At 63.5% G+C, this 12,590-nt stretch carries 9 protein-coding genes; 3 read left to right on the top strand and 6 right to left on the bottom strand.

The window, feature by feature from the left end:
- The first annotated feature begins 60 nt into the window (after positions 1 to 60).
- The gene (locus EBS_RS02580) at positions 61 to 1,101 is read left to right on the top strand and encodes a cytochrome-c peroxidase (protein ID WP_052199225.1); all 1,041 of its coding nucleotides are present in this window, start codon (positions 61 to 63) and stop codon (positions 1,099 to 1,101) included.
- Positions 1,098 to 3,968, top strand: coding sequence for an EAL domain-containing protein (locus EBS_RS12695; protein ID WP_052199226.1), 2,871 nt, complete (start codon positions 1,098 to 1,100; stop codon positions 3,966 to 3,968). Before EBS_RS02580 ends, EBS_RS12695 begins: the two co-directional genes overlap by 4 nt.
- A gap of 7 nt (positions 3,969 to 3,975) precedes the next feature.
- Here the strand turns inward: EBS_RS12695 and metG are convergent, their stop codons facing one another.
- On the bottom strand, positions 3,976 to 6,015 hold the full coding sequence (metG, locus tag EBS_RS02590) for a methionine--tRNA ligase (protein ID WP_043107168.1): 2,040 nt from the start codon (positions 6,013 to 6,015) through the stop codon (positions 3,976 to 3,978).
- Between the two features lie 333 nt (positions 6,016 to 6,348).
- Here metG and apbC point away from each other — a divergent pair, with 333 nt between their 5' ends.
- A complete protein-coding gene (apbC, locus tag EBS_RS02595) occupies positions 6,349 to 7,440 on the top strand; it encodes an iron-sulfur cluster carrier protein ApbC (protein WP_043107169.1) in 1,092 nt (363 codons plus the stop codon).
- 219 nt (positions 7,441 to 7,659) lie between these two features.
- On the opposite strand, the gene EBS_RS02600 is transcribed toward apbC, so the two are convergent.
- From EBS_RS02600 to EBS_RS02620, 5 genes are all read right to left on the bottom strand, one after another.
- A complete protein-coding gene (locus tag EBS_RS02600; protein ID WP_043107171.1) occupies positions 7,660 to 8,325 on the bottom strand; it encodes a TIGR04211 family SH3 domain-containing protein in 666 nt (221 codons plus the stop codon).
- A 23-nt stretch (positions 8,326 to 8,348) separates the two neighbouring features.
- Complete coding sequence (locus tag EBS_RS02605) at positions 8,349 to 9,416, bottom strand: ABC transporter ATP-binding protein (protein ID WP_043107172.1); 1,068 nt, start codon at positions 9,414 to 9,416, stop codon at positions 8,349 to 8,351.
- A gap of 3 nt (positions 9,417 to 9,419) precedes the next feature.
- Positions 9,420 to 10,328 carry an ornithine carbamoyltransferase gene (argF, locus tag EBS_RS02610; RefSeq protein WP_043107173.1) on the bottom strand — a complete coding sequence of 303 codons (909 nt, stop codon included), beginning with the start codon at positions 10,326 to 10,328 and terminating at the stop codon, positions 9,420 to 9,422.
- 14 nt (positions 10,329 to 10,342) lie between these two features.
- Positions 10,343 to 11,521 (bottom strand): aspartate aminotransferase family protein, encoded by a 1,179-nt coding sequence (locus EBS_RS02615; protein ID WP_043109106.1) that lies wholly within the window; start codon positions 11,519 to 11,521, stop codon positions 10,343 to 10,345.
- A gap of 461 nt (positions 11,522 to 11,982) precedes the next feature.
- Positions 11,983 to 12,579 carry a urate hydroxylase PuuD gene (locus tag EBS_RS02620; RefSeq protein WP_081999784.1) on the bottom strand — a complete coding sequence of 199 codons (597 nt, stop codon included), beginning with the start codon at positions 12,577 to 12,579 and terminating at the stop codon, positions 11,983 to 11,985.
- Positions 12,580 to 12,590 lie beyond the last annotated feature (11 nt).

Genomic DNA, 12,590 nt, shown 5'->3' on the forward strand with positions numbered 1-12,590 from the left:
GTTTGTGTATGACATATTTCAGGCGAGCATCTTGCTGGAGAGTACAGTACCATTTAGGCAATGGCTGATTTTGATGTGAAGCCCTCGGTCATCGATCGGGTACGGGATCGCCCCCGTCGCCTGCAGCGTCTGGCCGTGCTGATCGTTATCCTGGGCATGGGGCTGGCGCTGCTGTACCCCTTGTTACGGGATCGGCACGGGGCCCCCATCGAGGTGCGGGATGTCCCGCGACTGCCGCCCGAAAATCTGGCGGTCATCCCCCTGGCAGCGTCGCCGACCGACGACCCTCGACGGGTTGCGCTGGGGCGCCGGCTGTTCTTCGACGCACGCCTCTCGCCCCTGGGCAGGTCCTGCGGCAACTGCCATGTTCCTGCCAGCTACGGGACCTTGAGGGCGGCTCGTTCCCCGGGGCTGGGGGACCAGCTCGACGAATTCAATGTGCCGACGGTCCTCAATGCGGCACTCAGTCCCTATCTGGGATGGAAAGGCAAGATTACCTCGCTGGCTGATCAACTCCACCGGGTGATCAACAACCCTCGCCACATGGGAAGCAACTGGGCCTGGGTGATCGAGACCTTGTCGGCTGACTCGGATTATCGTTCGCGGTTCTCCGCACTCTATGCCGACGGGATCACCCGCTCATCGATCACCGACGCCATCCTTGCGTTCGAGCGTTCCCTGGTGACTCCCGGAGCGCCTTTCGACCGCTACCTGCGCGGGGAGTTCGGGGCGTTGACTTCCGAGCAGATCGCGGGTTATGAACTCTTCAAGGACTATGGTTGTATTGCCTGTCACCAGGGACGCAACCTGGGTGGCAACCTGATCATCAGGTTCGGTATCTTGGAAGATCCGTTCAAGGATGGGTTCTTCGATGCTGCCACGCCGAAATCGAAACGCTTTCTCAAGTTGCGTGTGCCGTCATTGCGCAATGTCGCCAAGACCGGTCCCTACCTGCATGATGGTTCGGTGGAGACACTGGAGGAAGTCGTGCGCCTGATGGCGCGCTATCAGCTCGGCCGGGAAATGCCGGAAGAGGATGTCCGGCGTATCGTCGCTTTTCTGCACAGTCTCACCGCCCCCCTTCCGGAGAATTTTCGGTGAAGTTTCTGGCCAATACTCTGCAAGTGGTATTGGCGCTGTTACTGGCGGTGGTGCTTTCATACCTGTTTCTGCACAGCCAGATCGATCATGGGAAACTGGGGCGCCTGAATGCCAGTATCCAGACGGCGCAGCGCGACGAGTCGGTGTTGCGGCGCCTGGTCGAACAGGCCTACCGGGGCGGTGTGCTCAACTACGATGCGCTCAGCCTGTTGCCCGAACGCCTGCGTCGGCGCTATGACCTGCTTGCGGGCGAGTTGGCCCGAGCGGAGGCGCCGTCGTTACAGCAACAAGCCAAGGCATTGGCTGCGCATATTTCGGTGCAACAGGAGCAATTGCACAAGTTCAAGCGGGCATTGGTATTGTCGCGTATCGTCGACCTGTACCTGCCGGGCATTGGTGAAGCGCTTCGGGCCCGCTTGCGCACATTGCATGTTGACGCGAAACTCACCGAAGCACTGCGCGACGAGTTGGCCGAGATACAGATCCGCCTGGGGCGCCTTGAAGAACGCTTAGGCACCCATCCACAGGCACCGCGGCAACTGGTCGATCGCCTGGCCTCCCTGCCCCGACGGTTTGGCTCGCTGGACATCGAGACGCAGAAGCTGGTCAATGACTTTGCTCGCTATGCCTCGATGCGTGCACGGGCGGTCATCCGTGCCTCGATGCTCCTCAGGGAGCTGACGTCGGGTCATCGGTTGGATGCCCTGGATCGATTGTCGGGTGAATTCATCCGCCTGGTGGCATCACGTGAGCGCGAGGCCGGTCAATACCGGGTAGCGTTGTTCATCGTGGCGGGCATGTTGTTGTCCTACCTGGCCTGGGTGTTCTTCAATCTGCAGACAGTCTCCGAGCGTTTGAGCCGTTCGGTCAGGGATCTGGACTTTCACAAGTTCGTCACCGACGAACACGCGATCACCAGCATCACGGATGCTGCCGGGCGCATTACCTATGTGAACGACCATTTCTGTCAGCTTACCGGTTACGCGCGTGAGGAGCTGCTGGGCCAGACCCACCAGATCCTGAAGTCGGGACTGCACGACGAGACCTTCTATCGCGAGCTGTGGGAGACTATCGCCAGCGGTCAGGTATGGCGGGGCACCATTTGCAACCGTGCACGCGATGGCAGCCTGAAATGGTTCGAGACCACCATCGTGCCCCGACTGGACGAGCACGGTATGCCCTACGAGTATTTCGCCATTCGCACCGATGTCAGCGACAAGGTGAGTGCCGAGCGCCAGGTGGCCTGGCTGGCACGTATCCCCGAGGAAAGCCCGGAACCCGTGATGCGCCTGGATCGCGGTGGTCGCGTGTTGTATGCCAACGAGGCCGCGACGGAGCTGCTGAGAGAGCTCCAGGACCATTCGGGGCACTGGCTGCACGCCACCTGGCCGCAGGGCGTCCTGCTCGCCCTGGAGTCCGGATCCACCCAGGAGCTGGAGTTCCTGGTCGCGGAACACTACTACCATTTCTACCTGGTGCCGGTGATGTCCGAGGACTATGTGAACATCTATGCCCATGATGTCACCGAACGTCACAAGGCCGAGCTGCAGCTGTCTTTCCAGGCGCGGCATGACGCTCTCACGGGGCTTGCCAATCGTCGGGCCTTCGAGGCCATGCTGGATCAGGCCATCGACGATGCGCGCAGAGAAGGGCGGCACAGCATGTTGCTGTATCTGGATCTCGACCAGTTCAAGGTGGTCAACGATACCTGTGGCCATGTGGCAGGTGACGAGCTGTTGCGTCAGCTCGGCCGTGAGCTGGAGCACAGCATCCGCTCAAACGACGACATCGCCCGGCTCGGTGGTGACGAGTTCGCCGTGCTGTTGCGTAACTGTCCACGCGAGGTGGGGCTGGATATCGCTGAAAAGCTGCGCCGCCAGGTTACCGAGTTTCAGTTCCTGTGGGAGGACAAGTCCTTCCGACTGGGGGTGAGTATCGGTGTGGTCGAGATTCGCGCCGACTCGCAGGGGCGTGACGATGTGCTCGCCGCAGCCGACGTGGCCTGTTATGCCGCCAAGGACTCGGGACGCAATCGGGTGCACCTGTATCGCCTGGATGACGATCATGCTGCTGCGCGGCGTGATGAGATGCATTGGGCCGGGCGCATCCCGCAGGCGCTGGCCGACGACCGCTTCGTGCTGATGGTCCAGGCGGTGGTGCCGCTGCGACCCGAGGACGATGTACGGGGGCACTACGAGGTGCTGGTGCGCATGCTCAACGATGATGGCAGCATGATCCCGCCTGGCGCCTTTATCCCCGCCGCCGAGCGTTACGATCTGATGCCGGCAATCGACCACTGGGTCATCAACCGGGTATTCGCGTCGCTGCGCCGCCTGAAGGCGTGCGGCCAGGATCTCGTACGCTGGCGCTTCGCCATCAACCTGTGCGGCCCTTCGCTCAGCAACTCGCGGCTGCTCGACTTCATTGCCGAATCGGTGCAGTCGCTGGCCCTGCCTCCGGGACAGCTGAGTTTCGAGATCACCGAAACCGCAGCGGTGAGCAATCTCTCCGACGCGGTGGAGTTCATCCAGAAGCTCAAGGCGCTGGGTTGCGAGATCGCGCTCGACGACTTCGGTAGCGGCTTGTCCTCCTTCGCCTATCTGAAGAACCTGCCGGTAGATTTCCTCAAGATCGATGGCGCCTTCGTCAAGGATCTGCTCGACGATCCCATCGATGCGGCCATGGTCGAGGCGATCAACCAGATCGGGCACGTGATGCGCATCCGCACCATCGCCGAGTTCGTCGAGAACGACGGTATCCGCGAACGGTTGCGCGAGATCGGGGTGGACTTCGCCCAGGGCTACGGCATCGATCGCCCGCGCCCGCTCGACGAGTTGCTGGACCAGGCCTGCGGGCAGCCGGCCTGATGCCGGCTTACTTCACCCGCATGCCGGGTTGTGCGCCTGTGTCGGGCGAGAGCAGGAACAGCTCCGAACCGCCGGGGCCGGCGGCCAGCACCATGCCCTCGGAGACGCCGAAGCGCATCTTGCGCGGCGCGAGGTTGGCCACCATCACGGTGAGCCGTCCTTCCAGGTCCTCCGGCGCATAGGCCGACTTGATGCCGGCGAAGACGTTGCGCTGCTCGCCGCCCAGGTCGAGCGTGAGCCGCAGCAGCTTGTCGGCCCCCTCGACCTGCTCGGCCTTGACGATGCGTGCGATGCGCAGGTCCACCTTGGCGAAATCCTCGAAGGCGACCGTCGGCGCGATCGGCTCGATTCCTTTCGCCTTCGGGGAGGTGGCCGGTGCCTTTTGCGGCTCGGCCTTCAGGTCTTCCTTCGATGCCTCGATCATGGCTGTGATGCGTTCCTTCTCGACCCGGGTCATCAGCGGCTTGAACCTTTCGATGGTGTGATCGGTGAGCGGCTCGGCCTGGCTGTACCAGTCCATGGGCTCGATGTTCAGGAAGGCCTCGGCGTCGGCCGCCAGCTTCGGCAGGATGGGCTTGAGATAGCCCACCAGTACCCGGAACAGGTTGATGCCGGTGGAGCAGATCGCCTGCAGCTCCGCCTCGCGGCCTTCCTCCTTCGCGATCACCCAGGGCTTGTGCTCGTCGATGTACTGGTTGGCGCGGTCGGCCAGCGCCATGATCTCGCGCACCGCGCGGCCATACTCGCGCGTCTCGTAGTGCGTGGCGATGGACTCGCCGGCGGCGACGAACTCGTCGTAGAGGGCCAGTTCGCCGCATTCTGCGGACAGGCGACCGCCGAAGCGCTTGTGAATGAAGCCCGCGCAGCGGCTGGCGATGTTGACCACCTTGCCTACCAGGTCGCTGTTCACGCGCTGGGCGAAGTCCTCGAGGTTGAGGTCGATGTCGTCGACCCGTGCGCCCAGTTTGGCGGCGAAGTAGTAGCGCAGATACTCCGGGTTCAGATGCTCCAGGTAGGTGCGCGCCTTGATGAAGGTGCCGCGCGACTTGGACATCTTGGCTCCGTCCACCGTGAGGAAACCGTGCGCCCAGACCGCGCTGGGCTTGCGGAACCCGGCACCGTGCAGCAGCGCCGGCCAGAACAGGGCGTGGAAATAGACGATGTCCTTGCCGATGAAGTGATAGACCTCGGCATCGGAGTCGGTGTCCCAGAAGGCGTCGAAGTCGATGCCCTCGCGTTCGCACAGGTTGCGGAAGCTGGCCATGTAGCCGATGGGGGCGTCCAGCCAGACGTAGAAGTACTTGCCTGGCGCGTCCGGGATCTCGAAGCCGAAGTAGGGTGCATCGCGGGAGATGTCCCAGTCGTTCAGCCCCGCCTCGAACCACTCGTCCAGCTTGTTCGCCACCTCGGGCTGGACATGGCCGGCGCGGTGCCAGTTGCGCAGCACCTGCTCGAAGTCGGCCAGGCGGAAGAAGATGTGCTCGGACTCGCGGGTGACCGGGGTGGCGCCGGAGACGGCCGAACGCGGATTCTTCAACTCGGTGGGGGCATAGGTGGCGCCGCAGGCTTCGCAGGAGTCGCCGTACTGGTCGGTTGCGCCGCAGCGTGGGCAATCCCCCTTGATGAAGCGGTCGGGCAGGAACATGCCTGCCTCGGGGTCGTAGGCCTGCTCGATGGTGCGACGCACGATGTGTCCGGCGTCGCGGTTGCGTTCGTAGATCCGGGCCGCCAGCTCGCGGTTCTCGGGTGAGTGGGTCGAGTAATAGTTGTCGAAGCCGATGTGGAAGCCGGCAAAGTCCTCCGTGTGCTCCTTCCAGACCCGAGCGATCAGTTCCTCGGGCTTGATGCCCTCGGCGTGCGCGCGCAGCATGATGGGAGTGCCGTGGGCGTCGTCCGCGCACACGTAGTAGCACTCGTGGCCGCGCAGTTTCTGGAAGCGCGCCCAGATATCAGTCTGGATGTATTCGACCAGGTGTCCCAGGTGGATGGACCCATTGGCATAGGGGAGGGCACTGGTGATCAGGATCTTGCGGCGTTGCTCGGACATGAGGTTCGAACCCGGGTTGGCTGAAGGCGCGAATTATCCCACAAGTGCCGTGTCGGCGGGATGGCCCTGTGACCCGGGTTTGTCCTTCCCCGGCCCTCCCCGTGCGCGGGGTGGGGGCGGTCGCGCGGCGCGTCGTGTCTCGTGCTCGTTGGACGGCACCTCCGTGCCTCAGCGAGCGCAGCGCCTCCTGCCCTGCATGCGGGAGAGGTCGGGAGGGAGATAAACCCGAGCAATACGGTTGGGTTTGTCCGGGGGCAGATGGTAGAATTGCCAACCAGTACCCAATTCAACCGCATGGCATCGCGCGCAGCGCGGTCCGCAGGAGTATCACACATGGCTGAAGTCACCCAAGAATCCATCGAAGAGGCCCTCAAGGGCTATGTCGAACCTCACCTGGGTACCGACCTGGTCACGGCCAAGTCCATCAAGGACATCGTCATCGATGGCGACAAGGTCAAGGTCAAGGTGGTAATGGGCTTTCCGGTCAAAAGCGTGCAGGACGAGATCGCCGGCGCCGTGAAGCAGGCCTGCGAGTCGGTCGAGGGCGTGAGCCAGTGCGAGGTGGACCTGAGCTGGGAGATCGCAGCCCACTCGGTGCAGAAGGCACTCAAGCCTATCGACAACGTAAAGAACATCATCGCCGTGGCCTCTGGCAAGGGCGGCGTGGGCAAGTCCACCACCGCGGTCAACCTGGCACTGGCGCTGTCCGCCGAGGGCGCGCGCGTGGGTATCCTGGACGCCGACATCTACGGCCCCTCGCAGCCGCGCATGCTGGGCATTTCCGGCAAACCGGAATCGAAGGATGGCAAGACCCTCGAGCCCATGACCAGCTATCACCTGCAGGCCATGTCCATCGGCTTCCTCATCGACGAGGAGACACCGATGATCTGGCGTGGTCCCATGGTCACCCAGGCGCTTGAGCAGCTGCTCAACGACACCAACTGGGACAGCCTCGACTACCTGGTCATCGATCTGCCGCCGGGTACCGGCGACACCCAGCTCACCCTGGCGCAGAAGGTGCCGGTCTCGGGCGCGATCATCGTCACTACCCCGCAGGACATCGCCCTGCTGGACGCGCGCAAGGGCTTCAAGATGTTCGAGAAGGTGGAGGTGCCGATGCTGGGCATCGTCGAGAACATGTCCATCCATATCTGCTCCAATTGCGGTCACGAGGAGCACATCTTCGGCGAGGGCGGCGGCCAGCGCATGGCCGAGGAATACGGGGTGGAGTTCCTGGGTGCCCTGCCGCTGGAGAAGCGCATCCGCGAGCAGACCGACTCGGGCAAGCCCACCGTGGTCGCCGACCCCGAATCCCGCTCCTCGCAGATCTATCGCGAGATCGCACGCAGGGCCGCGGCCAGGCTCTCGCGTCAGGCCAAGAGCTACGCCGCCAAGTTCCCCAACATCGTCATCCAGAACAACTGAGCGGCTCGCCGTTCAGGTGTCTCGCAAGGGCCCGCCTCGGCGGCCCTTTGTTTTATGGGGAAACCACGAAGGGCACGAAGGACACGAAGTTTTTCGCTGTCGACCATCATGGGCAGGAGTGGTCCGCCATGGAGCAGGCGCTTTTCCGCTGAAACGGCCTGGACAGGCCCTCTCAAGCCCTTTGTGTTCTTCGTGGTTGTCGGAAAGTGAATACGGGGGTCAGAGCGACCCCCAGCTGTCCTTGCGGCGGCGCAGGCGCAGGTGGGGCAGGATCAGGCCGATGAGGATGCCGGCGATGGTGACGCCGCCGCCGATCATGAACCAGCGTTGCGCGCTGTTGTTTTCCAGTTCGCGCTTTTCCTGCTTGAGTTCTTCGTTGCTGCGAGTCAGTTCGGCGACCTGCTTGCGCAGCTCGTTGCGTTCGTTGGCAATGCGTACCGCGTTGGCGGAGGTGCGCTTGAGTGCGGCCAGTTCCAGTTCGATGCGCTTTTTTTCGGCCTGCAGCGACTCGTGCTCCCGGCTGAGGCGATTGTGCCGTTCGGTCAGGTCGGCCAGCTTGCGTTGCAGTTCGCTGGGTGCGGTCTTGAGGGCGGCGACTTCGGCCTCGAGTGTGGCGAGCTGTTCGCGAGCCACCGGGTGATCGAGCAACTGGCGGCTGAGCACGAAGCCTTCCTTGCCGTTGGGCAGGCGCACGCGCGAATAGCCGGTCGCCCGGTTGCGTGAAAGTACCTGCACGGGGGTGCCGGACTTGATCATGCTGATGATCTTGTGCCGCGGGCTCTCGCCGCTGCGCACGGTGATCTTGAATTCATCGGTGACCCAGGCGCGTTCGGCCAGTGCCTGGCTGGCCAGCAGTAACAGGGTGATGAACAGGTATCTTCTCACGGTCGTGATCCTCTACAGCTTGATCAGGCACCACCGGCATCCGGTGCGGTGTGGGGAAAGCATATTACGTGTTGAGCGCCGATGCGTACGCGAACTCGTTCACCCGTCGCATGGTCGTGATGGCTGGGGAACAGGGCGAGCAGGCGGGTGCCGGCCTCCGATTCCAGCGTGTACAGTATTTCGGTGCCCCGGAAGGCGCGTTCGACCACCTTGAGCTGGAGCGGGCTCTGATCGTCCGGTACCACGTCGTCGGGACGCAACAGGATGTCCACCTTGTCTCCGGCCTGGGCGCGACAGGAGCAACGGTTGGCCTCCAGTACGCCAAATTCGGTCTGAAAACGGGCAGGTGCCAGGATCTTTCCGTCGATGAACACGCCCTGACCGATGAAATCGGCGACGAAGCGGTCAGCCGGCTCATGGTACAGGTTGTAGGGGGTGTCCCATTGCAGAATGTGTCCCTGGTGCATGACGCCAACGTGGTCCGACATGGCGAAGGCCTCGTGCTGGTCGTGAGTCACCAGGATGGCCGTGGTGCCCTGGTCGCGAAGCAGGTCCCGGACTTCCAGGCCCAGACGCTCGCGCAGTTCGACATCGAGATTGGAAAAGGGTTCATCCATCAGCAGCAGTGTCGGTCGTGGCGCCAGTGCGCGTGCCAGGGCCACCCGCTGCTGTTGCCCGCCCGAGAGTTCGTGTGGATAGCGTTTGCCGAGGTCATGCAGTCCGACTGCGGACAGCAGCTTTCGTACCCGCTGGTGGCGCTCGGAAGGCGACAGTCCTTGCAGGCCGAAAGCGATGTTCTCGGCTACGGTGAGGTGCGGAAACAGGGCGTAGTCCTGAAACACCATGCCAATGTGGCGTTGTTCCGGTGGTACCAGGCGGTCGGGGGTGGAGACGACCTGGTGGTCGATCAGGATTTTTCCTGTGCGTACCGGTTCGAATCCGGCGATGGCGCGCAGGGCCGTGGTCTTGCCGCAGCCGCTGGCTCCCAGCAGGCTGACGATCTCGCCCCGGTTGACGTGAAAGGACAGGTGTTCGACGACCGGGCGCTCATCATAGGCGACCGCAATGTCATCGACCTTCAGCAGCGGCATGGTTCAACCGGCGAGCAGGAATTCGAGCAGCGCCTTCTGCGCATGCAGGCGGTTCTCCGCCTCGTCCCAGACCACGCTGTCGGGCGCGTCGAGCACCTCGGCCTCGACCTCCATGCCACGATAGGCCGGCAGGCAGTGCATGAACAAGGCGTCCGGTGTGGCGAGCGCCATCAATTCGCGGGTGACCTTGTAGGGCGCGAAGGCGGTCTGCCGGTGCTGCTTTTCCTCTTCCTGACCCATGCTTACCCAGGTATCGGTGACCACCAGGTCGGCGCCTTCGATTGCCGCAGTCGGGTCGCGCACGATCTGCGCACGCTCTCCGGCGGCGGCGAGGATGTCGGCGTCGGGCTCATAGCCCTCGGGGCAGGCGACACGCAGTTGGAAGTCGAACTGGCGCGCGGCATTGATATAGGAATGGCACATGTTGTTGCCATCACCCACCCAGGCCACGGTGCGTCCCCGGATATCGCCGCGATGCTCGAAGAAGGTCTGCATGTCGGCGAGCAGCTGGCAGGGGTGATACAGGTCGGTCAGGCCGTTGATCACTGGTACCTGTGAATGTTCGGCAAAGCGTTCGACGTTGTCGTGCGCAAAGGTGCGAATCATCACGCAATCGACCATGCGCGAGAGGACACGGGCAGTGTCCTCGATGGGTTCGCCGCGCCCGAGCTGGGTGTCGCGTGGCGACAGGAACATGGCCGAGCCGCCGAGCTGGCTCATGCCGGTCTCGAAGGAGACACGGGTGCGTGTGGACGATTTCTCGAAGATCATCGCCAGCACCTTGCCTTGCAGGGTGGCATGGGGTTCGCCCGCGCGTTGCAGGCGCTTGAGTTCGCTGGCACGCTGGATGATGCCTCGCAGTTCTTCGGGGCTCAGGTCCAGCAGGGTGAGGAAGTGTCGGATACGGCTCATGGCGGGCCTCGCGTTCAGAACTGGGCGAGAAAATCGCGGATCAGGCCGCTGAGCGTGGCGACCATCTGCTCGGCTTCCGCGTCACTGAGGATCAGCGGTGGCAGCAGGCGGACCACGGTCTCGGCGGTGACATTGATCAGCAGACCGGCCTCCAGCGCGCGTCCCACCAGCTCGCCGCAGGGGTGGTCCAGCTCGATGCCGATCATCAGGCCGCGGCCGCGGATCTCGCGCACGCCGCTCACATCCTCGAGCGCGGAGGCGAAGTCGTCGAGCAGCTTCTCGCCCAGCAGCGCGGCGTGTGCCGGCAGGTCGCCGGTACGCAGGGTGTCGCAGACCACCAGGCCGGCGCGGCAGGCCAGGGGGTTGCCGCCAAAGGTCGAGCCATGGTTGCCAGGGCCGAAGAGTTCGGCCGCCTCGCCACGCGCCAGGCAGGCGCCGATGGGCACGCCATTGCCCAGGGCCTTGGCCAGGGTCATGACATCGGGCACCACATCGGTGTGCTGGAAGGCGAAGAAGCGGCCGGTGCGGCCCATGCCGGTCTGGATCTCGTCGAGCATCATCAGCCACCCTTGCTCGTCGCACAGGGCGCGGATGCCCTCGAGGTAGCCTTCGGAGGGGATACGCACGCCACCCTCGCCCTGGATGGGCTCGACCAGCACCGCGACCACGTCGGGCTGGTTGTCGGCGACCGCGCGCAGGGCGTCGAGGTCGTCGTAGGGGACGCGTACGAAGCCCTGTACCAGGGGCTCGAAACCGGCCTGCACCTTGCGGTTGCCGGTGGCGCTCAGAGTGGCCAGGGTGCGGCCGTGAAAACTGTTCTCCATGACCACGATGGCGGGGTTCTGGATGCCCCGGCGGTGGTCATGCAATCGCGCCAGCTTGATGGCGGCCTCGTTGGCCTCGGCTCCCGAGTTGGCGAAGAAAACCCGGTCCATGCCCGAGAGCTGGCACAGTGCCTCGCCCAGTTTCTCCTGCTCGGCAATGCCATACAGGTTGGAGACGTGCAGCAGGCGGCCGGCCTGGTCGGACAGGGCGGCGGTGAGCGCGGGATGGGCATGGCCCAGGGCGCAGACAGCGATCCCGCCCAGCGCGTCGAGGTAGCGTCGGCCTTCGGTGTCGGTTAGCCAGGCCCCCTGCCCCTGGGCGAAGGTCACGGGCAGCCGCTGGTAGGTGTGCATCAGTACGTCGGTCATGACGGCGATCCGGTTTTCCATCGAAACAAAAAAGGCGGTCTCGGGTTGCGAGGACCACCTCCGTGAGCCGCTCCACCGGCGACAAGGGGCGGAAAATACCGCCATTTGCGCTGCCGATCAAGTACCTGTCCTGGTTCAATGCATTTGAGACACCGAGACGCCAGGAACCTCATGCCTGCAGGCGTGAAGATATGCGGCAGGGGGCTGTATTTCGCCTTGACGGCCAGCACGCCTTTATCCTGATCGCCTTTCCGGTAAGTCGGCCACTGCCGGATGCGAGGCCTCTTCTTCTTTGTCCTCGGAGGCTCACATCTTTCGGTATCGGATCGGGGGCAGTGAATGTCTGCATGCGAGAGAGGGGTATGTCCGCCGCAAAAAAGTAACAAATTGTCGCAGGGGGAACGAAAAAGGCCCGGCAGGATACCCCTGCCGGGCCTTGGTGTGGAATGGAGTCCGTCAGGTCATCCCATCGGCAGGAAGCCGCCGTGACCGAAACCCACCATGCTCATCAGCATGGGAATCGACAGCAGGGTGTTGGTACGCGAGGCGTACAGTGCTACCACCTTGGCCTTGGCAATCTCTTCGGGTGCGGCAGAAACCATGCCGAGGATCTTCTTCTGGTTGGGCCAGATGAACACCCAGACGTTGAACAGCATGATGGTGCCCAGCCAGGCGCCCACGCCGATACGCTCCATGCCGCCGGTAAGCATGAAGGCATTGACGATACCGTCCATGCCGCCACCGATCTGTGCCAGGCCGGACACACCGGTCAGCCAGGTGGCCACGGCTGCCCAGCGGAAGTACAGCAGGGCACGCGGGGCGACATACTTGTTGATGGCGGCCGGACCCGGCTCCTTGTCGGCCAGCGCGGCGGCCACGGCCGGCACCTGTACGAAGTTGAAGTAGTACAGCAGGCCGATCCAGGTGATACCGACGATGACGTGCAGCCAGATGGTCAGGCTCAGCCCGTTACCGGATGCACCCATGGCCAGGGTAATGCCAACAGCCAGAATGACGCCGACCAGTACGGTGGCCCAGGGATTCTTCAGTGGGTTCATGGATGCTCTCC

Source organism: endosymbiont of unidentified scaly snail isolate Monju, from assembly GCF_000801295.1.
In the GTDB taxonomy this organism is placed as follows: Bacteria; Pseudomonadota; Gammaproteobacteria; order Chromatiales; family Chromatiaceae; genus MONJU.

Bases quoted from the DNA above. Each gene is read 5' to 3' on its own strand.
- EBS_RS02580 (WP_052199225.1), top strand. From the start codon at position 61: ATGGCTGATTTTGATGTGAAGCCCTCGGTCATCGATCGGGTACGGGAT.
- apbC (WP_043107169.1), top strand. From the start codon at position 6,349: ATGGCTGAAGTCACCCAAGAATCCATCGAAGAGGCCCTCAAGGGCTAT.
- EBS_RS02615 (WP_043109106.1), bottom strand. From the start codon at position 11,521: ATGACCGACGTACTGATGCACACCTACCAGCGGCTGCCCGTGACCTTC.
- metG (WP_043107168.1), bottom strand. From the start codon at position 6,015: ATGTCCGAGCAACGCCGCAAGATCCTGATCACCAGTGCCCTCCCCTAT.
- EBS_RS02605 (WP_043107172.1), bottom strand. From the start codon at position 9,416: ATGCCGCTGCTGAAGGTCGATGACATTGCGGTCGCCTATGATGAGCGC.
- argF (WP_043107173.1), bottom strand. From the start codon at position 10,328: ATGAGCCGTATCCGACACTTCCTCACCCTGCTGGACCTGAGCCCCGAA.
- EBS_RS02620 (WP_081999784.1), bottom strand. From the start codon at position 12,579: ATGAACCCACTGAAGAATCCCTGGGCCACCGTACTGGTCGGCGTCATT.